Origin of the sequence: Chryseobacterium sp. (genome assembly GCF_019236175.1) — a bacterium.
GTDB lineage: Bacteria > Bacteroidota > Bacteroidia > Flavobacteriales > Weeksellaceae > Chryseobacterium.
The window spans coordinates 59,049-82,737 of sequence record NZ_JAFAJM010000018.1; the positions used below are offsets into that span (position 1 = coordinate 59,049).

General features: G+C 39.0%; 12 protein-coding genes. 6 read left to right on the forward strand and 6 right to left on the reverse strand.

The genetic code is table 11. From position 1 onward, the window contains the following. Positions 1–31 precede the first annotated feature (31 nt). Both JO178_RS15890 and JO178_RS15895 read left to right on the forward strand, forming a co-directional pair. A complete protein-coding gene (locus tag JO178_RS15890; protein ID WP_291938021.1) occupies positions 32–4,375 on the forward strand; it encodes a CusA/CzcA family heavy metal efflux RND transporter in 4,344 nt (1,447 codons plus the stop codon). Positions 4,376–4,377: 2 nt separating this feature from the next. Beyond that, on the forward strand, positions 4,378–5,529 hold the full coding sequence (locus tag JO178_RS15895; protein WP_291938023.1) for an efflux RND transporter periplasmic adaptor subunit: 1,152 nt from the start codon (positions 4,378–4,380) through the stop codon (positions 5,527–5,529). Between the two features lie 137 nt (positions 5,530–5,666). On the opposite strand, the gene JO178_RS15900 is transcribed toward JO178_RS15895, so the two are convergent. Then, the gene (locus JO178_RS15900; RefSeq protein WP_291938025.1) at positions 5,667–8,063 is read right to left on the reverse strand and encodes a hypothetical protein; all 2,397 of its coding nucleotides are present in this window, start codon (positions 8,061–8,063) and stop codon (positions 5,667–5,669) included. Between the two features lie 722 nt (positions 8,064–8,785). Here JO178_RS15900 and JO178_RS15905 point away from each other — a divergent pair. Then, positions 8,786–11,908, forward strand: a complete 3,123-nt coding sequence (locus JO178_RS15905; RefSeq protein ID WP_291938026.1) for an amino acid adenylation domain-containing protein — start codon at positions 8,786–8,788, stop codon at positions 11,906–11,908. A 294-nt stretch (positions 11,909–12,202) separates the two neighbouring features. Here JO178_RS15905 and JO178_RS15910 read toward each other — a convergent pair whose 3' ends face one another. Genes JO178_RS15910 through JO178_RS15920 form a run of 3 tightly spaced genes read right to left on the reverse strand, consistent with a single transcriptional unit; the run spans position 12,203 to position 14,701 of the window. Beyond that, positions 12,203–12,688, reverse strand: coding sequence for a GNAT family N-acetyltransferase (locus tag JO178_RS15910; RefSeq protein ID WP_291938028.1), 486 nt, complete (start codon positions 12,686–12,688; stop codon positions 12,203–12,205). A gap of 56 nt (positions 12,689–12,744) precedes the next feature. Continuing rightward, positions 12,745–13,920 carry an NAD(P)/FAD-dependent oxidoreductase gene (locus tag JO178_RS15915; RefSeq protein WP_291938030.1) on the reverse strand — a complete coding sequence of 392 codons (1,176 nt, stop codon included), beginning with the start codon at positions 13,918–13,920 and terminating at the stop codon, positions 12,745–12,747. Between the two features lie 25 nt (positions 13,921–13,945). Beyond that, a complete protein-coding gene (locus JO178_RS15920) occupies positions 13,946–14,701 on the reverse strand; it encodes an AraC family transcriptional regulator (protein ID WP_291938032.1) in 756 nt (251 codons plus the stop codon). Positions 14,702–14,923: 222 nt separating this feature from the next. On the opposite strand from JO178_RS15920, the gene JO178_RS15925 reads away from it, so the two are divergent. The 3 genes from JO178_RS15925 to JO178_RS15935 are packed head-to-tail and all read left to right on the forward strand — an operon-like array spanning position 14,924 to position 20,634. Next, positions 14,924–16,075, forward strand: a complete 1,152-nt coding sequence (locus JO178_RS15925) for an efflux RND transporter periplasmic adaptor subunit (RefSeq protein WP_291938034.1) — start codon at positions 14,924–14,926, stop codon at positions 16,073–16,075. Between the two features lie 2 nt (positions 16,076–16,077). Then, a complete protein-coding gene (locus JO178_RS15930) occupies positions 16,078–19,239 on the forward strand; it encodes an efflux RND transporter permease subunit (protein ID WP_291938036.1) in 3,162 nt (1,053 codons plus the stop codon). 6 nt (positions 19,240–19,245) lie between these two features. Beyond that, positions 19,246–20,634 (forward strand): efflux transporter outer membrane subunit, encoded by a 1,389-nt coding sequence (locus JO178_RS15935; protein ID WP_291938038.1) that lies wholly within the window; start codon positions 19,246–19,248, stop codon positions 20,632–20,634. A 72-nt stretch (positions 20,635–20,706) separates the two neighbouring features. Here JO178_RS15935 and JO178_RS15940 read toward each other — a convergent pair whose 3' ends face one another. Both JO178_RS15940 and JO178_RS15945 read right to left on the reverse strand, forming a co-directional pair. Beyond that, positions 20,707–23,142: a TonB-dependent receptor gene (locus JO178_RS15940; RefSeq protein WP_291938040.1), complete on the reverse strand. Its 2,436-nt coding sequence runs from the start codon at positions 23,140–23,142 to the stop codon at positions 20,707–20,709. 20 nt (positions 23,143–23,162) lie between these two features. Beyond that, positions 23,163–23,684 carry a GNAT family N-acetyltransferase gene (locus JO178_RS15945; protein WP_291938042.1) on the reverse strand — a complete coding sequence of 174 codons (522 nt, stop codon included), beginning with the start codon at positions 23,682–23,684 and terminating at the stop codon, positions 23,163–23,165. Positions 23,685–23,689 lie beyond the last annotated feature (5 nt).

Genomic DNA, 23,689 nt, shown 5'->3' on the forward strand with positions numbered 1-23,689 from the left:
CTTGTTAATAATTAAGATTAATGAATCATTTATGCTTACAAAAATCATTGAGTTTTCTGTAAAGAATAAACTCATTATTGCATTGTTGGTCATGGGGCTTATTGGAATGGGTTCCTATCAGGTCACTAAACTGCCCATAGATGCGGTACCCGACATTACCAATAATCAGGTACAGGTCATTACCATTGCGCCTTCTTTTGGAGCAACGGATATAGAACGACTTGTTACTTTTCCTATAGAACAGGCCAATAATAATATTTCAGGATTAAAAGAAATCCGGAGTTTTTCCAGATTTGGATTATCACTTGTCACCATTGTCTTTGAAGACGATATCGATATCTACTGGGCCCGGCAACAGGTTGCAGAAAGGCTGCAACAGGTGCAGGCTGTCATTCCGCAGGGAATAGGAAATCCTCAGCTGGGGCCTATTTCTACGGGACTTGGCGAAATTTTTCAATACGTAGTAAGACCTGAAAAGGGGTATGAAAAAAAATATAATATTACGGAGCTCCGTACCATTCAGGACTGGATTGTAAGAAGGCAGCTTTTGGGCGTAAAAGGAGTGGCGGAAGTGAGCAGTTTTGGCGGAAAACTGAAACAATATGAAATTGCTGTCAATCCGGACAGGCTGAATGCTTACGGGATTACCATTAATGATGTTTTTGACGCTTTACAGGCTAATAATCAAAATACGGGAGGTGCTTATATTGAAAAAGGTCCCACTGTTTTATACATCAGAAGCGAAGGGCTGGTTGGAAGTATTGAAGAAATTAAAAATATTTCCATTACTACAAAAACAAACGAAGTTCCGTTGTTTATAAGAGATATTGCAGAAGTAAAACCGGGTTTTGCTACCCGGTACGGAGCAATGACTTTTAATGACCAGGGAGAGGTTTCCGGGGCGGTAGTTATGATGCTCAAAGGGGAAAACAGCAATCAGGTGATCAAAAATGTAAAAGAGAAAATAGCCCAGGTTCAGAAGACGCTTCCCAAAGGAGTGTTAATAGAGCCTTTCCTGGATCGTACCAAAATGGTGAACAACGCTATTGGAACAGTTGAAAGAAACCTTACAGAAGGAGCTTTGATTGTTGTTTTTGTTCTTGTATTATTTCTCGGGAATGTTCGGGCCGGTTTACTGGTGGCTTCGGTGATTCCTCTTGCCATGTTGTTTGCGGTCTGTATGATGAATCTTTTTGGAGTCAGTGGTAATCTGATGAGTCTTGGAGCACTGGATTTCGGTTTGATTATTGATGGCGCGGTAATTATAGTAGAATCTGTTTTACATCAGTTCAGTCATAATTCTAAATTCAAAAAGATTTTTTCTGTCGGAGAATCAGAAATGGATACCGTTGTTATAGATTCTGCAGGAAAAATGATGAATAGTGCCGTTTTCGGACAGATTATTATCCTGATTGTATATCTTCCGATCCTTACTTTACAGGGAATTGAAGGGAAAATGTTCAGACCTATGGCTCAGACTGTCGCATTTGCCCTGTTGGGAGCATTTTTGCTGTCGCTGACCTATATTCCGATGATGAGTGCGGTTTTACTCAGAAAAAGAAGTGAAAAATCTACTTTTTCAGACAGGATGATGAAAAAAGCAGAGAAAATTTATCTTCATACACTGCTTAAGCTTCTTAGAATGCCTAAAATGGTTTTTGGAATTGTGGCGGCCTTGTTCATAACGGCGGTTTTCATTTTATCCGAAATGGGAGGAGAGTTTATTCCGTCTCTTGAAGAAGGAGATTTTGCTGTGGATACAAGGGTTTTGCCCGGAAGTAATCTTACAACGACGATTGAAAGCACTCAAAAGGCTGCTCATATTCTAAAGTCCAGATTTCCTGAAGTGGAAAAGGTGGTTACTAAAATAGGAAGTGGGGAAGTTCCTACCGACCCAATGCCCATGGATGCTTCAGATATGATGGTTATTTTAAAAGATAAAAAAGAATGGACTTCAGCATCTTCTTTTCCGGAATTAGCAGATAAAATGGGGAAACAGCTTCAGGATGTACCGGGAATTACCGCCAGTTTCCAGTTTCCGGTTCAGATGCGTTTTAATGAATTAATGACAGGAGCAAGGCAGGATGTTGTCATTAAAATTTTTGGAGAAGATCTGGATGTTCTTTCACAATATGCCCAAAAACTTGGGAAAATCATCGAAACAGTAGATGGAACTCAGAATCTTTATATAGAGCCTGTTTCCGGCATGCCACAGGTTATTATAGAATACAACCGCCCTTTGATCGCTCAGTATCATCTCTCGGTTTCGGATATCAACAGAATTGTCAATACGGCATTTGCAGGGCAAAGTACAGGATTGGTTTTTGAAGGCGAAAAGCGGTTTGATATGGTGGTAAGACTTGATACAAAGGATCGTAAAAATGTTACTGATATTAAAAATCTTTTAGTTCCTACTCCTTCCGGAAACCAGATTCCGCTATCACAGCTTGCTAAAGTGGAGGTTAAAAATGGCCCCAATCAGATTCAGAGGGAAAATGCCCAGAGAAGAATTGTTGTGGGTTTCAATATAAAAGGCAGGGATGTACAGCGTATCGTGGAAGAGCTTCAGCATAAAACAGATCAGAATATGAAGCTGGCTACAGGATATTATATGACCTATGGAGGGTCATTTGAAAATCTTAATAATGCTAAACAACGTCTTATGATTGCTGTTCCGATCGCATTGGCTCTTATTTTTGTAATGCTGTTTCTGGCTTTTAATTCCGTTAAAGAAAGTTTACTGATTTACACGGCTATTCCCCTTTCCATTATTGGTGGTGTATTTCTGATGGCGCTCAGAGGAATGCCTTTCAGTATCAGTGCCGGAGTGGGATTTATTGCTCTTTTTGGAGTGGCCGTATTAAACGGAATTGTTTTGATTTCGGAGTTTAACCGGCTTCGGAAAAGAGGGATTACAAACATAGTCAGAATTGTTGTATATGGCGGAGAATCGAGGCTTCGTCCGGTTTTGATGACCGCTTTTGTGGCTTCATTAGGGTTTATACCGATGGCTGTCAGTAACGGAGCAGGAGCGGAAGTACAGCGGCCTTTGGCAACTGTGGTTATTGGTGGGTTGATGGTGGCGACCTTTCTTACCTTGTTTGTGCTGCCATTACTGTATGTAAATATTGAAAAAGGATTTACAATGAAAAAACGTAACAATAAAAATTTCACGGCAGTATTGATCCTTATTTTTAGTTTAACAGGAGCGGGAATTCAGTCCCAGACTCCAATCAGCCTGCAAAATGCCATTAAAACGGCATTGGAAAATAATAGAAATCTTAAAAATGAAAAACTGAAATCGGAATATTCAAAAGAATTGATCAAATCGGCTAATGATATTCCACAGACGGGGATTATGATGGATTATGGGCAGATTAATAGCGCTTATAATGATATGAAATTCGGAATTTCCCAGAATATTGCCTTTCCAACCGTATATAAAAAGCAAAAGAATGTATATACTGAAGAGTGGAAAAAATCTTTACTGAATGTTTCCTTTAAAGAATATGAGCTGAAGAAAGCGGTGAGTCTTACTTTTTATACTATTCTGTACTGGAAAGAAAAAGAACGGCTTCTTCGTGAAACATTAAAACTGTACACTGATTTTCTGGATAAGGCGAGCATTCGTTTAAAAGCAGGTGAAAGTAATATTCTGGAAAAAACGACAGCCTCCCATCAGAAGTCAGCTATAGAAATTCAGTTACAGCAATTACAGCAGGAGCTTTCTTTTTTAAGATATCAGCTTCAGTGGCTTTTGAATACGGAAACAGATTTTTTACCTGAAGATCAGAAATTATTTCATGGAGAAACTAAAGATGAGCCGAACCTGCATCCGGCTATTGAACTGTTACAACAACAGAAAAATATTTCTGAGCAGCAGATTGCTCTTGAAAAAGCAAAAATGCTGCCCGGCCTTCAGCTGGCTTACAATCTCAATAGTTTCAAAGGGATGGGAGCTAATGATAAGGTGTATGGATCCGTTCCGCAGTTTCATTCCGTACAACTGGGGGTTTCGGTTCCGGTTTTTTCAGGAGGTCAGAAATCAAGAATTCAGGCTGCTAAAATTGCCGAATCGATTGCTGAAAATGATTTGATGAATACAGAATTTAATTTACAGAATCAGCTGAAAAGGCTAAAGATTATCCATGAGACCAATCTTGAGATTGTTTCACGATATGAAAGCTCAGAACTGAAAAATGCGGAGATTATTACAGAAACTGCAAAAAAACAGTTCCTTGCCGGAGAAATCAACTATCTGGAGTTTGTTATATTGGTTAATCAGGCAGTTACCTTGAAAAGTAGTTATACTGATGCGGTATGGAAGCTGAATCAGAGTGCTATAGAGTTGGAATATATTACTTTAAACCCTTAACAATGAAACTTAAACTTAAACTTATATCATATTCATTATCCATAGGATTACTCGTGTTTTACCAATGTAAAGATCATGGAAAAACAGAACCGGTTTCCACTGCTTCAAAAGATGAAAATGTAGTGACACTTACCGATGCCCAGCTGCGGAATGCCCCGATAGAAACAATTATGCTTTCTCTGCAAAAAATCGCTTCAGTTTTAAAGCTGAACGGAATGATTGATGTTCCGCCACAGAATCTGGTTTCAGTAAGCTTTCCTTTGGGAGGTTATCTTAAATCCAGCAGCTTGCTTCCCGGTAAACCGGTGTCTAAAGGGCAGGTGATTGCTGTTATTGAAAACCCTCAATTTATCCAGCTCCAGCAGGATTATCTGATGGCGAAATCTAAAATGCATTTTGCCCAACTGGATTATAACCGTCAGAAAACACTGAACCAGAGTCAGGCAACCAGCGATAAAGTAATGCAGCAGGCGCAGTCTGAGATGAATAGTCAGAAAATCTTAATGAGCGCTCTGGCGCAGCAGCTGCGTCTTGTCAATATCAATCCTGAATCCCTGAATTCCGGAAATATAACGAAAAGTGTACCTGTTTACAGTAGTATTAACGGTTTTGTGAGTAAAGTAAATGTGAATATCGGGAAATATGTGAATCCGTCTGATGTGCTTTTTGAATTAATCAATCCGGAGGATATTCATCTTAATCTTAAAGTATATGAAAAAGATCTGGAAAGTCTTAACAAAGGGCAAAGGTTTGCAGCATATACGAATACGGCACCAGATAAAAAATACTATGGGCATATATTGCTGATCAGTAAAGATATCAGTCCCGGAGGCTGGGCTGAGGTGCATTGTCATTTTGAAAAATATGATCAGAGTCTTGTGCCGGGAATGTATATGAATGCTGAAATAGAAACCAATACTTCTTTCTCTAATGCTGTTCCTGAAGAGAGTATTGTTAATTTTGAAGGAAAAGACTTTGTTTTCGTGGAAGACAAAAAGCAAACCTATAGGTTAACTCCCGTAACCGTAGGAGAAACTGAAAACGGTTTTGTACAGATTCTTAATTTTAATGATTTTAACCATAAAAAAATCGTCACTAAAAATGCCTATGTACTTCTTATGAAGCTTAAGAATACGGAAGGAGAAGAAGATTGAAAAATGTGAATAACTTCCGATAAATACAGGAAAGGATGCTTTCTAAATAGTCTGTATTCAATATCAGTTACTGAATTTAACTTTCTAATGCTAAAACGGACAATTTATTTTTTAATAGATTGTCCGTTTTTTATATTTTATTTTAATATTTCAGTATCATAAAGCAGATTATCGTCTTCGTCGAAACTTATGATCTTTACTTTAAATTGTTTGGCGCTGTCATTATTGTAGAATTTAATTCTCGGAGGAACATAATCGCTGTCAAATAAATTGGGATTCCAGTAGAGGGTTTCCCTTGTATCATTTTCAACTTTCGCTGAAGAATCATCATCCAGCATTTCAATAAGAAATTCTGAAGGTTTATCATATCCTTTTACTATAGAGGAGTTGTTGTTTTGTGTTTGTTTTCCGCTGTTTTTAGACTTCATATTGCCTCTCATGGTGTAGATGGCCACGGCGTCACCCAGTAATCCTGATTCTTTAATGATTTTTACCATAGCAATATTGCTTACCGGAAGGCTTGAAATCATAGAGGGGTCGGTAGCAACTTCATCCAGGAAAAGCTTGGCCTGCTGTCCGCGAATATAGGGAACATTTACCCCGGAATTATTTCTTTGAAATGTTAAGCCTGCAACTCTTCCCTGCAGCCAGTCTAATATATTGCTTGATCCGGAAATCTGCTGATCTTCATTTACGAAGTCAAAAATCATTGAATTGATTGCATTGAACATTCCGCTGGAAAGCTGTTTGTTCAGTTCTTCTTTCGGATCCTGCTTCTTTACTAATTTTACTTCTTCAATTTGCTGATAATTATCTTCGGTTTTTTTTATATTTTTCTGAGCAGTTACCGCCTTTGATATTTTTTCCGAAAGGGCTCTGTTTTTAGCTGCTTTTACCAATTTGTATTTTGTATTGGGGAAGTTGCCTTTAAATTGGGTGGGAGTTACCAGTGGTTCTACCGTAACGAATAAGTTCTCAGTGTTTGATTCGTTTTTATTTTCAGAATTTACAAAAACGGAAACGTCCAAAGGGTCATCATAGTTAAGATTGTTTAAATAAATATAACCGTTCTGATCCGTTTTAAACTGGTTGATAGCCGGTTCGTTTTTACCTAATTTCAATACTAAATTGACATTGGTGTTGATCAGCAGGGCGTTATTTTTAATAGGTTTTACCTTATAAGAAAGGTATTTCTGAGAATTGGTTTTTATAGAGGGGGAAACTCCGTTAAGTAGGGAATTCCAGTCAAACCTTTTCCAGTTTTCAGAAATAAGTAAAGCATCGAGAGCTTCGCTGTTGGCATCTTTGGCGAAATACTGTGCGGGTGCATCTATTTTAGTAGTGAAATCTTCTGTTAGCCAAAGGCTGCTCAGTATATTTTCTTCTTCTGGAGTATTACTGCCGTCATCCTCACTTACAACAACGGTGTAATTTTTAAAAACCGATTCCGGGGAAAGATCAATACTGTTGAAAGCTCTTGGGGTCGGCTTTAAATTCTGGCCTATAATTTCTGCTTTCTCAATTTTTAAATTATTGGGTTTGATAAAGCAAAGTCTTTGGGCGACCAGATTATCCTGTTCATCAAATATTGCTAATTGAAAAATACCGTTGGCTCCGTTGCTTACTTTCGTAGGGATAAGACTTGAAGCTTCATTTATTAACTGATTGATATTGGCTTTATAAGCAAGATGGTTATTGATGGTTCCTACAATTTTATAATTTTGGAGCTGTTGTTTTAAGTTGACTCCTTTTATATTGTATTTAATCCCGTCCTTAGAGCTGTGAACTTCTAAGTTGATACCGCTGCCGGCAACTTGCGGCAGATCTATTGTCTGGCTTTTTCCCGTGTTATCCAGAATGATGGCCTGGTATTTTTTTCCTAAAGCCGGTGTTATTTTAAATGAGGCAACGTTTTTATCAAAAGATTTAAATGTTGTCACAGGGGTATTGGGATTCTGGGTGTCTATTACTTTTCCGGTCCAGTTATCGGGTAAAGAGCCGTCACCGGATAATCTTACTGCAAATTTGGTAGAGGCACCGTTAATAAAAGTTCCTCCTTCCGGAAAAACTTTGGCAGACCAGTTGGAATTTTTAGAAATTTCCAGTGTTTCAGCAGCATTCGGATTATAAATCGGAAGTGTTTTAACAATCTGAAAATCTTCATTAAAATTGGTCATATAAGGAGTGTAGGCTCTCACGAAATAAACTTGTTCGGGAAGATCTTCTTTAAGTTTAAAATCTCCGCTGCCTTCACCATTAGTCAGAAGTATTGTTTTCCAGTCTATTAATTTTTTATCGGAATTGTATAATTCAACAAATAGAGTGGTGGATAGTGCAGACCGATTATAGCCATCAAATACAAAGCTTTTAAACCAAATCTGGTCACCTGCTACATATTGTGATTTATCGGTCAGCAGATATACTTTCTCCTGTTCGTAGTTATTCTCAAGATTTGTAATTGCTTTTTCCAGTTTCGTTTGTGATAATACAGGTTGTACACTTGATATAAGCAATAAAAAGAATATGTTTTTCATAGAGATCTCAACGCATTTTAAACTGGCCCTAAATTACTCATTTAAAGACTTCAAAAATTAATATTTATCTTCTAATTTAAGAAATAAGAGATTTTAATTCTTAAACAGTCATTTTTGTTTGGTAATATTTGTTCTTCTCCAGACAAAAGACCCGTATTTTATGATGCTGACGGAGTATTTTTTTGTTGTGTAAAATGCAGCTTCAGACATTCAGATTTACCTATCCGGAAAACGGATCATTTAAATTGTTAAGATAGAAAAAGTTTGATTATAATTTATATTTTATTCTATAGGCATTGTCAGACGGAATATATGACAGAATGGTAACTTTATTTCAAAATATGGAATAACGTAAAGTATTTCTTTTAGATGATTCTTTACTGAATCTTATCCCTCGCAGGGAACAAAATTGCTGACAGGAACACTGATATCGCATTTCTGCCCTCATGCTTTAAAAGGGAAGAAAAGAAAATCATTCATCAATGCTATGAATGAATCTTTTATATTTCGCACATTTTATTCAGAAACAAAAACAGGAAATAATGTAACGCATAGCTAATTTTATTATGTTAAGTTTGAATGATGTATTTATTTTAATATTTATTTATTGTTGTTTATAATTTATTGATAATTAATTTATATTATGAAGTTTATAAATTAAATAAAGATAATTTATTATTGCTAATCCGCGTCTGATAAGAACCCAATCAAATTACTTACATATGTTAAACACCAAACCTACACCCGAGGCAGACTTTGGTACTGCCGTCTTACTTTCTTCTGAAGATAGAGAAAAACTCGTGAATGCATTCAACAAAACAGGATGGGATTATCATGAGAGAGAGACCCTTGTTTCTCTTTTTCAAAAACAAGCCGAACTTTACCCTGAAAATAAAGCTGTCATCTATCAGGGAAAAGAAGTAACCTATGAAGAACTGGATGAAAAGTCTGATCAGCTGGCTCATGCATTGCTCGCCAAGGGCATAAAAAAAGGAATGTTTGTTCCTGTATGGCTCGACCGTTCTTTGGAATGGGTGATTGCCATCCTCGGAATTCTAAAAACCGGAGCTGCTTATGTTCCCATTGATGCAGCTTATCCTGTGAAAAGAGTGGAATATATTATTTCTGATACCGCTGCAACGGTTATGATTACTCATCATGACCTAGGTAAGCTTTTATCAAAAGAGAACAGGGCGGAAATATTTGATATTACCGACGGAATGAGGTTGGAATCTTTTTCTTCTCAGCCTCCGGCTTCTGATATCAGCCATGATGCTTTGGCTTATACTATTTATACTTCTGGTTCCACGGGAAAACCCAAAGGAGTTATGATTACTCATCAGTCTATCCAACATCTGGTTTGCTGGCATAATCATCACTTTCATGTAGATCATACCTCTCGGTTAAGTCTGGTAGCAGGACTTGCATTTGATATTTCTGTATGGGAAACCTGGTCTGCTCTGACATCAGGAGCAACTTTGTTTATTGCAGAAAATGAAGAAAGAACCGAGCCTTCCGCTTTGGTAGACTATTATCGTAAAAACCGTATTACCCATGGTTTTGTACCCAGTGTTCTGGCTCCGGCAGTCGTAGAACTGACTAAAAATTCGGACAATATAAGCCTGAAATATCTTTTTGCAGGTGGCGAAAAGCTTAAACCGGTATTTACAACGGAATTAAGTTATGAGCTGATCGATTATTACGGACCCACTGAATGTACGGTATTTGCTACCTTCGGAAAAGTTAAAGAAATAAACGGTAAATATATATCCTCAATAGGAAAACCTATTGCCAATGCCAAAGCTTATATTTTGGATGAAAACAGAGAAATACTGCCATTAGGCTCCACGGGTGAATTATATATAGGAGGAAATATTCTCGCTAAAGGATATCTTAATAATGAGGGGCTTACCGCAGAAAAATTTATTGCCAGCCCGTTTCATAACAGTGAAAAAATATACAGAACGGGAGATCTTGCCAGATGGCGGCCGGATGGAAGCATTGAATTTTTAGGAAGAATTGATAATCAGGTGAAAATTCGGGGATTCCGGATAGAGCTCGGGGAAATTGAACAGGCGCTTATTACGCAGGAACATATTGTAGAAGCTGCTGTACTGACAAAAGATACCACAGGAAATAATAAATACCTTATAGCTTATCTTGTAGTGGAGCCGGGAACTGTAAAAGATATTTCTGGTATAAGAAACCGGCTGAAAGAAGAATTGCCAGGCTATATGATTCCTGCACAAATTATTTTTATAGATAAAATACCGTTAACGGCAAATGGTAAAACAGATACCGGTGCGCTGAAGGAACTGGCGGAACAGGAAACTGAAAAACCGGCTTCATTTGAACCTCCTGCCAATGAAATGGAAAAAATTATAGCAGATATCTGGTCCTCAGTATTGGAACAACCCATTATTAATAATACAGATAACTTTTTTGATATTGGCGGAAACTCCCTTTTGGTTGCTGTCATCGCTGTGGCATTACAAAAAAGACTTGATGGTAAGGTATATCTGCGGGATATTTATCAGTATCCGGTATTACAGGATCTTTCAAAAGTTTTAACAGCACGTTTCAAAGAGGCAGCAGAAACAACCCCTGTAGATGTAGAAGATGTGGAACCTTATGTAGCTTTAAAAAATGATGTTTATCTGGCGCCGGGAACTGTTTTTACAGGTGGCTTTGATCCTGAACAACTGGAAAACCCATCCGCTATATTTTTAACCGGCGTTACGGGGTTTGTAGGTATACATCTGCTGCAGGAATTGCTGGATACTACTGATGCTGCTATTTATGTTCTGGTAAGAGCTCAGGATGAATTTCATGCTATGGAAAAAATAGATCATTGTTTTCAACAATACCATATAGCTGCAAAAAAAGAGCAGAGATCAAGGATTATTCCGGTAATAGGAGATCTGGCCCTTCCTATGCTTGGACTTTCTAATGATACATTCAGCAGGCTTGCAAAAAATACGGATCTTATTTATCATTCAGGAAGTTCGGTGAATTTCATTGAACCTTATTCATACATGAAAGCACCGAACGTTGAAGGACTGAGAGAAATTATAAAATTTGCAGGCGCCCAAAAAACAAAATGTCTGGTATTGCTTTCAACAATATCCGTTTACAGTTGGGGGCATGTATTTACAGGAAAAAAAGTGATGACGGAATCTGATGATATTGAACAAAATCTGATGTCGGTAAGCAAAGATATAGGCTATGTAAGAAGTAAATGGGTGATGGAGGCTATTGCCGATCTTGCAGCTAAAGAAGGGCTGCCTCTTATCACTCATCGTCTCGGATATGCAATGTGTCATAGTGAGACCGGAGCTAGTGCTCCTTATCAATGGTGGGCCGGCTTAGTGAAAAACTGCCTGGAATTCCAGTCATATCCTGCCCTGACTGAGCTTCGGGAAGGACTGATTACTGTGGATTATATGGTCAGAGCAATGGTGCATATAAGTAAAAATAAAAATGCGATAGGGAAGAAGTTCAATCTCATTGCCAGTCCGGAAAACAATCTGACACTGGAAGACTTCTTTGGTCTTTTAAAACAATACTATCCTTTCATATTAAACAGCCTGCCGTATAAAGAATGGAGAAAACAGTGGGAAAACGACAATAAAAACAGGCTATATCCGTTAACCAGCCTTTTTAAAGATAATATGCATGAAGGGCTTTCCACAGTAGAACTGTATCAGAATACCTATATGTGGGATTGTTCAAATGTTGTGGAGTTTCTTAAAGGTTCGGGAATTAAAGAACCGGTATTTGATAAAAATATTTTGGATCCTTATTTAAGTTATCTTGGAATTTTGAACCCGTCATCAAAAATCTAAAACAACAAAAAGGCCGGCTTTACAAAAAGCCGGTTTTTTATGAGGCATCTTCTGTTGGAGTGGTTGTTTTCAATTCATCCAAACCGGAATTGGCTAATAATAAAAAGCCTTTCGGTTACCGAAAGGCTTTAAGTGTCAAACAAAATGTAAGTTATATGATATTATTTGAAGTGGTGTTACGTTGATTAATTCAAGTGACATGCCAAATACATCACAAAATTTAGAAATATCACTTTTTGTGGTATCTTTTCTATAGGTCCTCGATAGGAGGTTCCTGAAGCCGGAAGTTTTTTTTTAGGGAGAATACTTCATCATGATACTGCCGGAGCTGTCCTCTTTTTTATTGATGTTCTTTTCTTCTTTAAATCCTATTTTCTTATATAGGTGGTAGGCTTTTAGGGCACGGGATTTTACTTCAAGGAAAATCTCTATACCTTCGTATTGCCTTTCAGTTTCACGAATAAGTGTCGTGATCAGCCCATATCCGATACTGTTTCCCTGATATCCGGTTTTAACATACATCTGGTAGAGGCTTCCGGTATTGTTGTTCTCCTTAATAAAAGTACAGATACCAATGAGCTCCTGATCTGAGAATGCCCCAAAAACGAATCTTCCGAAAGTTTGCGCTTCTATATCTGTTTCCAGTCTGAGTTTTTCTGTTTTCATGGCTTCCTGATACGTTGTTTCAAATGCTTCGGGAAACATTTTCAGACTTTCCAGCCGGATCTTCCGGTATAATACACTTTCCTGAGGTAATAATTTCCGGTATTCAATATCCATTTTTTAGTATTTTTTATCCTGATTCTGGTTTAATATATGGGATTTAGCAACTTATATTACTTGTACAGGGTATCAGCGGAGTGGCTGTTGAAAAACTTAAGCATATTTTCCAACGCCTTTTCAGAGTGCATGCTTTCTCCATTTTCAAGGGATTCCAGAGTGGCTTTAGCAGCTCTTTGGCGCATGTTGATTTCATAATCTGAAATGGCTTCCCGTAAAGTAGTATAACCGTCACTGGTTAAATACTCACTTAATTCCAGTGCGTCCAGCATAGCCATATTAGCGCCCTCTCCTGCAAACGGCGGCATAACGTGGGCCGCATCACCTATTAATGTTATATTAGATCTGGCTTCCCATGACTGATCTGATGGCATGGAATAAATAAGTCGGGGAATAAAAGGAGCTTCAGCATTCTCAAATAATTCATTCCATATATCATTCCATTCGGAATATGATGTTTTAAACCATTTCAGAATTTGTGTGTTATCTGAAAAGTCAAGACCACTTGTGGCCGGCCAGTTTTCATCGGCTTTAAAACTGGCGTAAAATCCGAGATCACCATTGCCTTTCTGCCCGAGTAATATATTTTGGGTATTACCGAAAGCCATTATTTTTCCGTCTTTGATCAAAGCATCTATATGAGGTGCAGCTTCTTTTGAAACATTTCCTTCCAGCATAATAATTCCGGAATAAACAGGCTTAATCTCCGTAAGATACGGACGTATTTTAGAATTGGCACCGTCTGAAGCAATGACAAGGTCTGCGTAAGCTGAGGTTCCGTTTTTGAAATGCAGACTCCAGCCTTCATTCTCAGGTTCCATGGAAGTAAAATGACTATCCCAGATTACCGTTTCTGGCGCTAAAGATTCCAGTAACATTGTCCTCAGTGGACCACGGTCGATTTCAGGGCGAAAATGTTCTGCTCCAAAATCTTCATCAGGTTTTGTTCCGTGATCACTGTACATGATTTCTGCCTGTTCATTCACAATAAGTAATTTGTCCGCACCCGGGCGGAAGGTTTTCTTGAATTCTTCAAGCAGTTCCGCTTTTCTGAGAGCTGCCAGTCCCGAATTTTCATGCATGTCGAGCGGAGAGCCCTGTACCCGGGCATCTTTATTGAAGTCTCTTTCGTATACTTTTACATCGGCGTTTTTCAGTTGTAAAAGTCTTGCCAGTGTCAGTCCTGCAGGACCACCACCAACGATTGCTATTGATTTATTTTCTATCAGCATTTTCTTTTAAATTTATAAGACAAATTTATTTTTCTTTCAACACTGATAATAGTATAAATCGGTCATTTTGATTTTTTGATAATTCTTTCGGAGCAACACCTGAAAATTTTTTCACTTCTTTAATAAAATGATTCTGATCGGTATAATTAAGCTCAGGAAATAATTTTCCCTGGGCAATATGTTCCAGCGAAGTTCTGAAACGGAGGATCATAGCATAAGCCTTTAATGACAGACCAAGCTGTCTGGTAAAATAACGGTTGATCTGCCGGCTGCTCCAGCTTATTTTTTCGGAAAGTTCCTTCACACTCATTTCTCCTTTTGATTCATATATAAGTTCAAAAAGCTTACGTTTTCTTTCATCCGTTTCCTGAGGAAGCAGTTCTTTTATTTTTTGGGTTGCCTTTTCATAGCAAAATTCAAAATCCGGGATATGATCTGCTTCAAAACCCCAGAATCCTGAAGGAAGTTCTTTTCCGGAGTTTAAAAATCCGGCAATAGAAGTCTTTAAAATATATTCAACTGCAATGGGTTTAAAACTAACTACAAAAGCAGTTGTATGTGGTGGGATATGCCTTTGCTCCGGATACGTTTCCAGCCCGAGAAGAGTAATGTGAAAAGGTTCAGATGGTGATTTCATAAAAAATAAATCAACTCTCCCGTCAGGAATAATAACGACTTCCTTGGGCTCATCCGTCCGGTTCTGAAATGTGCCGATACTTTCCACAAAATCAGCAATGTCCTGATCCGGCTCCTTGAATTTGTAATAGAAGTCATACTCCATGATACTAAAGAAGTTTTGAATAGGAAATTTACAAAAAAAAGAAAATATATTATGAAGGAAAATCAATGAATACAAGTTTTAATCCATATCATTTCGAAGGTTATGTTATTTTTTTACTAAAGATTTTGTTTTTTCTGCAAAAACAATCTATTAAAATCTTATTTTTATATTGATGAAATAAGCAACCCAATCCCTCTTTTTATTTTATCCAAATGTATTGATATGAAAAAAAATAGATATATCCCTTTTGTACTGGTTATATTATTTTCCTGCGGTAAAAAAAAACAGGAAAAGAAACAAGATATACAAAGCTATCAGGTCCTGACCCTTGCTCCTAAAGAAGTTACCGTTTATAATGATTTTCCTGCATCTGTACAGGGACAGAATGTAGTTGAGATCAAGCCTATGGTTTCCGGTTATCTTCAGGATATTTATGTGGCTGAAGGAGCTGCTGTTACCAAAGGTCAGTTATTGTTCAGAATAAAAAATCCCCAGTATGAGCAGGATATTATTACCGCAAAAGCAGCGATAAAAAGTGCGGAAGCTAATGTGAATGCGGCCCGTATGAATGTAGAAAAAGCAAGACCGCTGGTTCAGCAGGAAATCGTTAGTAAATATGAGCTCAGTGCAGCTCAGTATACATTGCAGTCTCAGGAAGCAGCACTGGCGCAGGCAAAAGCAACCTTAGCAAATGCACAAACCAATCAGGGATATACTTATATCCGAAGCCCGCAAAGCGGAACGATAGGTCTTATACCTTATAAGATAGGAGCTTTGGTGAGCAGTACTACTGCAGATCCGCTGACAACGCTTTCAAATACCAGTAATGTATTTGCTTATTTTTCACTTAATGAAAAAGAGCTTCTGAATTTCATGAATACCATGAAAGGAAGTACAACCCTTGAAAAACTAAACAATATGCCGTCTGTTACTTTGGTATTGGCTGATGGTACGGTGTATCCTGAAAAAGGTAAACTGGAAACAGCAGGCGGAGGGGTTAACAGCAGTACAGGAACGGCTACTTTCAAGGCTATATTCACGAATCAGTCAGGCCTCATTCAGAACGGAGCAAGTGCCACGATCAGGATACCATCCAATCTGGATCATGCTTTACTGGTTCCGCAGACGGCTATCTATCAGATGCAGGATAAATCATTTGTTTATAAAGTCGTCCATGGAAATATGGTAATGAGTGAAGCCGTCACGACTTCACCTACGGATGACGGAAACTTTGTAGTGGTGAAAAGTGGTGTCAAAGCAGGAGATAAACTTGTTCTTAACGGGCTTAATATCAGTGATAGTACAGTGATTAAACCTAAGCAGGCCAATGCAGCGGATATCTATCAGAGTATGAAATCCAAATCCAACCAGTAACTATGTTAAAACTATTTATACGAAGACCGGTACTCAGCACGGTAATTTCTGTAATTATTGTTGTACTGGGGATTTTGGGAATCAGCAGTTTACCGGTAGCACAATATCCTGATATTGCTCCGCCTACGATTCAGGTTTCAGCTTCTTATCCGGGAGCGAATACGACTACGCTTATTAATAGTGTCGTTTTTCCATTGGAACAGCAGATTAATGGAGTGGAAGGAATGACTTATATGACTTCTTCTGCCAGTAATACAGGTTCTGCAAGTATCAGTGTTTACTTTGCAGTAGGAGTAGATCCGAATCAGGCTGCGGTAGATGTGCAAAACAGAATCAGTACCATACTTTCCAAATTACCGCAGGCGGTGACTCAGGCAGGAGTAACAGTCAGAAAGCAACAGAGTAGTAATGTGCTGATTCTGGGATTATTCAGTGAACGTTCACAATACGATCAGAAGTTTTTACAGAATTATGCGGCCATTAATCTTGTTCCTCAGCTACAGAGAGCTAAGGGAGTGGGAGGAGCCACAATATTCGGGGGAGCCATGACTTATGCGATGCGTATTTGGTTGCAGCCTGATAAAATGGCTGCCTATGGATTAATTCCCTCTGATGTAACCTCTGTACTGAATGCTCAGAACTTTAATGCTGCCCCAGGTAAGATCGGGGATAATCTGGCACAGGCTTTTCAATATGATATTACCTATTCCGGAACCTTGGTTTCGCTTGAACAGTTTCAGAAAATTATTGTTAAATCTATCGGAAACGGTCAATATCTCTATCTGAAAGATATTGCACGGATTGATTTAGGAACACAGACTTATACCAGTGCTACAGCTATTAACGGGAAACCTGCCGTAGCTATTGCCATTAGCCAGACCCCGGGCTCCAATGCACAGCAGGTTATTGTAGGCGCTCAAAAAGTGATGGCCGATGCATCAAAAAGTTTTCCTTCAGGGATTAAGATGATAGAGCTGGTTAATATCAATAACTTTCTCAGTGAAAGTATTTCAAAAGTACTTCATACCCTGGTAGAATGTTTTTTACTGGTGTTCCTTGTTATCCTTATTTTCCTGCAGGATGTACGTTCTACAATTATTCACGGGGTATCAGTTCCGGTATCCATTATAGGAACATTCTTTTTTCTGTACCTGTTCGGATACAGCCTTAACCTTCTTACTTTATTTGCTTTGGTACTGGCAATCGGAATTGTGGTAGATGATGCGGTGGTAGTGGTAGAAGCAGTGCACAGTAAACTGGAACACGGGTATACTTCTCCCCGAAAAGCTGCTATTGATGCAATGGGTGAAATTGCTCCCGCTATTATTTCCATTACCCTTGTAATGGCTTCCGTATTTCTTCCCGTGACTTTTCTGGGAGGTTCGGCCGGAGTATTTTACAAACAATTTGGAATTACATTAGCTGTAGCAATTATGATTTCAGCAGTCAATGCACTGACTTTAAGTCCGGCATTAGCCGCAATGTTTCTGCGTCCGCCAAAGCATGAAAAAGAAAATGAGAAAAAGAATTTTCTCCAAAAGATAAAGGCAGGCTTTAATGACAATTATGAAAAACTTATTCAGAAATATACATCCAGTGTAAATGATCTGATCAGACGAAAATGGCTCACCATAATTCTGGTGGTATGCTTCAGCGGACTTTTCTATTTTACTATTAAAAGTGTTGCTTCCAGTTTTGTTCCTTCCGAGGATATGGGAACTGTATTTGTGAATGTAACTCTTCCTGCTGCTGCGACAAAAGAAAGAGTACAGGGAATTAATAAACAGATTGATAGTATTGCTCATACAATTCCCCAGATACAGGCTTCCATGACAACGTTGGGACAGAATCAGCTGGGAGGAAGCGGCAGTTCTTACGGAATGCTTATTTTAAGACTTATTCCGTGGAGCCAGCGCCCCGGTGTTACGGATAAAGATATCATCCAGCAGCTTACAGAAAAAACAAAGCATATACAGGGGGCTTCTATTAATTTTATGCAACAGCCCACAATCAGTGGTTTTGGAACAAGTGGTGGTTTTACTTTTCAGATAGAAGACAGAGGCGGGCACAGCATCGGAGATTTTTACGGAGTTGCTCAGAACTTTCTTGCCGCTCTTAATAAAAGAAGCGAAATCCAATATGCCGCAACAGCTTTTAACCCTAATTTTCCACAATATGAAGTGGATGTAAATCTGGCGAAGTGTGAGGATAACGGAATACAGCCATCAGATATCCTGAACCTGATGAATGTATATTACGGCAGCTCATATGTGAGTAATTTTACTGAATTCGGACAGCAATACCAGATTATTCTTCAGGCTGATAATCCTTACCGCGGAACCGTGGAGCAGATGAATAATATAAAAATAAGGACCGCAAGCGGAACTATGAGCCCGATTACGGAATATATTACCATGAAAAAAGTATATGGCCCTTCTTCCGTATCGCGTTTCAATATGTACAATGCGATTTCGGTAAGTGGTTCTCCCAACAACGGTTACAGTACAGGGCAGGCCATGCAGGCTATTAATGAAATCGCTGACCAGACTTTACCACCGGGCTACAGTTTTGAGTACAGTGGAATCAGTAAAGAGGAACAGAGTTCAGGATCTCAGGCCGGAATTATATTTCTGCTGAGCCTTTGTTTTGTTTATCTTCTTCTGAGTGCCCTCTATGAAAGTTATATTCTTCCGTTGGCGGTAATTCTTTCATTACCGGTAGGGCTGAGCGGTATTTTTGTCTTTGCGAAGGTCTTTGGAATTGATAATAATATTTATGTACAGATCAGTATGATTATGCTGATAGGATTATTAGCAAAAAATGCTATTTTAATGGTAGAACTCTCACTGGAAAAAAGACATGAGGGGATGAGTCTGCTGGACAGCGCATTGGCAGGTGCCAAAATAAGAATCCGGCCGATTCTGATGACTTCTCTGGCTTTTATTTTCGGATTGATGCCTTTGATGTTTTCGAGCGGGGTGGGTGCCAACGGAAACAAATCTATCGGGATTGGGTCGATTGGCGGAATGCTGTTCGGAACATTGCTGGGAATATTTGTAATTCCGGGGCTTTATGTAATCTTTCAGGGCCTACAGGAGAAGGCCGGAACCAATAAATATGATGAAAATGATGAACTGATTGTGGACCCTAAAAAATCTTTGTAATAAAGCATGATACATTTGAAAAAACAATATCGGTTTTTTGTACAGATCACAGCAGTTTCAGTGGTACTCTTCAGCTGTAATGTTACTCAGCCGTATGTAAATAATCAGCAGGTTTCGGATCATTTATACGGAGATGCAACAGCTGATTCGCGTGATAATATCGCTGTACTTTCGTTGAAGGAGATATTTAAGGATCCTTTACTGCAGGATCTTATTGCTGAGGGAATTGCGAATAATCTGGATCTGAAAACTGCGGCAGCCAATCTTAAAGCTGCTGAGGCTAATTTTGTGCAAAGCAAACAGGCATTTTTACCTTCTCTTTCAGGAAATGCTTCAGCAGGAGAGTACCTGCTTTCCAATTCACAGGCTTCTGCTTCTCAGATTTATCAGCTGTATGCCTTATCCTCATGGCAGGTGGATGTCTGGGGAAAGCTAAAAAGTACCAAAAGATCTCTTTATGCAAGTTATCTTGCCAGTGAGGCTTATCAGCAGGCTGTACAGACACAGCTTGTGGCCAATATTGCGGCTACGTATTATCAGTTATTGGCCTATGATGAGCAGCTGAATATCGTTCAGCAATCTCTGGAAGTTTATTCTAAAGATACGGAAACCATGAAGATTTTAAAAAACAGCAATGTAGTGACAGGAGCTGCTGTGGTACAAAGCGCGGCCAATTATTACGCTGTAAAGGCCACTGTACCGGATATTAAAAATAATATCCGGCAGACAGAAAATACCATGTCTTTATTGTTGGGAAGAACACCAGGTCCTGTCAGAAGAGATTCTCTTTTTAATGAGCAGATGTACAACCAGCTATCCATTGGATTGCCTGCTCAGTTACTGGCTAACAGGCCTGATGTAAAACAGGCCGAGTTACAGCTTAGAAGTAATTTTGAACAGATTAATATTGCAAGAACAGCTTTCTATCCGGCTTTAACCATTACAGGACAGGCAGGTTTATATGCTACCCAGCTCAATTCATTTTTTAGTGCAGGCGCTTTTTTTGCCAATATTGTCGGGGGATTAACGCAGCCTATTTTTAATAACGGACTCAATAAACAAAAGCTGAAAGTAGCGCAGGCTAATTATGAAGCTGCCGAATACAATTACAGTAAAGTACTGTTAACAGCGGGACAGGAAGTTTCCAACGCTCTTTATCAGTATCAGATGGTAGATGAAAAAGCCTCTTCCCGAAAAGAACAGATTGCCAATCTCGAAAAAGCCGTTTATTTCACCAAAGAATTATTGAAATATACAAGTGCAACCAATTATACAGATGTTCTCACGTCAGAACAAAGTCTTCTGACTGCGAGACAAAGTGCGGTTACAGATAAGCTGCAGCAATTGCAGGCAGTCGTGAATTTATATGCTGCTTTAGGGGGAGGCTGGAAATAAGGGGCCATTTATTAGATAATAAAAAACCCGTCCTATCAGAGATAGTCCGGGTTAACAAGATTAAAAAAAAATTTAGAATGAATATCCCACAGAAACCATCAGATTTCTTGGTGCGCCCGGGAAAGCCCGGGTATAATCAAAGCCGCCCAGAAAATAATATTTATCAAAAACGTTATTAATGTTTACAGCCATTTTCATTTTTCCGATATGATAGTATACTGCTGCATTTACGGTAGTGTAAGAAGGCCATTGCCCCCAAAGCGCATTCCCGTTGCCATCTTTTCCGATGCTGTTATCCATACGTCGCGTATCCACATAATAAACACCGGCTCCAAATCCAAGGCCTTTTAAAGCATGGGCAGAGAATACGTATTTAAGCCACATACTGGCCATATTCTTAGGGGCTCCGGGTAAAGTCTGTCCCACTTCTGAAGCAATGGAAGACGATTTTACTTCAGTCTGATTAAAGGTATAATTGGCCATTACCTGGAATTCTTTAGTCAGCTGCCCGCGAATATCCAGTTCGACTCCTTTAGAAACAGCTTCTCCGGATTGTCTGTATACCGGAAATCCGGTGGTACTGATTTCACCGGTAGCAATCAGCATATTTTTTCGTTCGATCTGAAAAAGAGAAAGATCTATTTGCAGCTGATTCTTAAAGAACCCTGTTTTAAGACCGGTTTCAATCTGAAAACTGTGTTCCGCAGTGAAAGGCTTATCAGCTCCGTAATCCTGATAATTCTGAATGAAATTGGCACCTACAGGTGCGAATCCCTGGGAATAACTTGCAAAATAATTAATCCTGTCATTAATCTGGTAAGTAAGCCCGATTCGCGGAAGCCAGGCATTCTGGGTAGCATGATAACGATCGGCAGAGCTTACCGTTTCAGAATAATAATGTTCATGACGGAGCCCTACGATAAGTTTCAGCCTGTCGGCAAATGAGATCTGATCCTGTACGTAGATTCCGGTCGTCTTATAAGGGCTTAAAAAGGGATAATTTCCTTGTGGAAGCCATACATAATTACTCAGATCATGAGTGGTATAGGTGGGGTTATTAAGGTCGAACGTTAAAGGAACGGTCTTCCCGTCAATTTTTTGTTGTCTGGCTTCTCTCTGCTGATTATTGGAGTCACCTTCATACTGGGCATAATCAACACCGGCTATGATGTGATGTTCTATTGTATGACCGGTAAGATCCCATTTCAGATACACTACAGAATTATCGGTATAGTCTTTTCCATGACGATCAAAGAAGCGCATATTCATAATGGTATTATAGGGAGCATCAGCATAGCTGTTCAGGGTACGGTGTTCATTCACGTCCTCCTGATAAATGGATTTCATATAGCTTGCATTTAACGACAGGTTATGAGTAAGACGCTGGCTGAGCCTTGCGCTGAATGACAAGGTTTTGGTATTATAAAAATCAGAAGGCTGGCTCAGGGTGAAAGAGCGGGGAAGAGCATAAAAGTCATTATTCCTTAAACCCATTCCTCGATCGAGATATCCGTGAAACTGATCATATACAAGATCGATATCCACCTGTGTTCCGTCAAATGGCTTAAATGTAAATGATGGAGCAATCATAAAGTTTTTTTGCTGATTGACATTTCTGAAGGTTTTGCTGTCTTCATAACCGGCATTTAACCGGTATAATATTTTCTTTTCTCTATCCAGCGGGCCGCCTAAATCAATGCTGGTACGAATAGTCTGAAAGCTTCCTACAGAAAAATTAACGGATCCCTTCTGTTGTTCCAATGGTTTCTTTGTGACCATATTGATGGTTCCGCCGGGAGTAATATCTCCGAATAATGAAGCTCCGGGACCTTTTAAAACAGAAACACTTTCAAGGTTGATGGTTAAAGGAGAACGGTAATAGCTGTTTCCATAGCTGTATCCGGAACGTAATCCGTTAACCAGTCTGATACCGGTCTCATATCCGCTTTTAAAGCCACGGATGATAAGATCATCATAAGAAGAGGCGGTAGTGACTCCGGCCAGATCCTGTGCTACTTCACGGGTAGTATAAGCCTGTTTGTCTTCCATGAATTCACTGCTTACAATAGAAACAGACTGCGGCAGGTCTTTGAGATTTCCTGAAAACTTTCCGCCCAACTCAAGTGTGTTGGTAAGGTAAGAATTGTTTCTGCGTGCAGTGATCAGAACTTCCTGAATATTCGTATGGTTTTCTGTCATAAGGATGGTAATTCCGGTTTTGTCATCATAAGAAAGAGAATCCAGTGTGACAGGGGAGGCAGAATATCCTTTTGCATCAATCATTAACTGAGCCGGATACTGAGCCGGATTTTCAAATCTGAAATAACCGTCTTTCCCGGTGATTGTGGTTGCTGTTCCCTGATTAATGGAAACAACAGCATGGGGGATTATCTTCCCCTCCTGATTCAGTATTTTTCCAAAAATAGGATGAGTTTCCTGTGCCGATAAAGCAAAAGGAAGTAAGAGCATTATACCATTGATGTATAATACTTTTCGTGTTGTATTCATGTATATTTCTTCTGTATTATTTATTTTTCTGCTGAAACCATCAGTTCCATGTGCAGAGTAGGATAGCTGGCTTCATAACAGGATTTAAGAAGAATAAAATCCTGTTTCAGCCAATAGTCATAAGCTCCTTTAAGAAAAGGATGAGTATGAAGGTATAAGCGTTGTATGTTTTTTTGTTTTGCGGTCTTTACCAGTTCCTGAAACAAACGGGTGGCAATACCCGCTCTCCGGTAGTCGGGATTAACGAATAACCTCGCGACTTCCACAGTGGTGCTGTCATCAATATTCAGATGAGGAAAACGGTAGTCATAAGGCATCATTCCGATGACGCCTATCAGTTTTCCTTCCCTTGTACGGGCCTGTAAAAAAGCTCCGGTAGAGGCCTGAAGATAATTCTGTTCAAAGTTGACCAGATCTTTGGGAACGATGAGCGGATCAAGTAAAGGATATAACTGACGTCTGAATTCCATCACATAAGGAAGTACTTCAAAAACATGGTAGTCTTCTACCGCAGAAATAATTATTTCTTCATGATTTTTCATATATT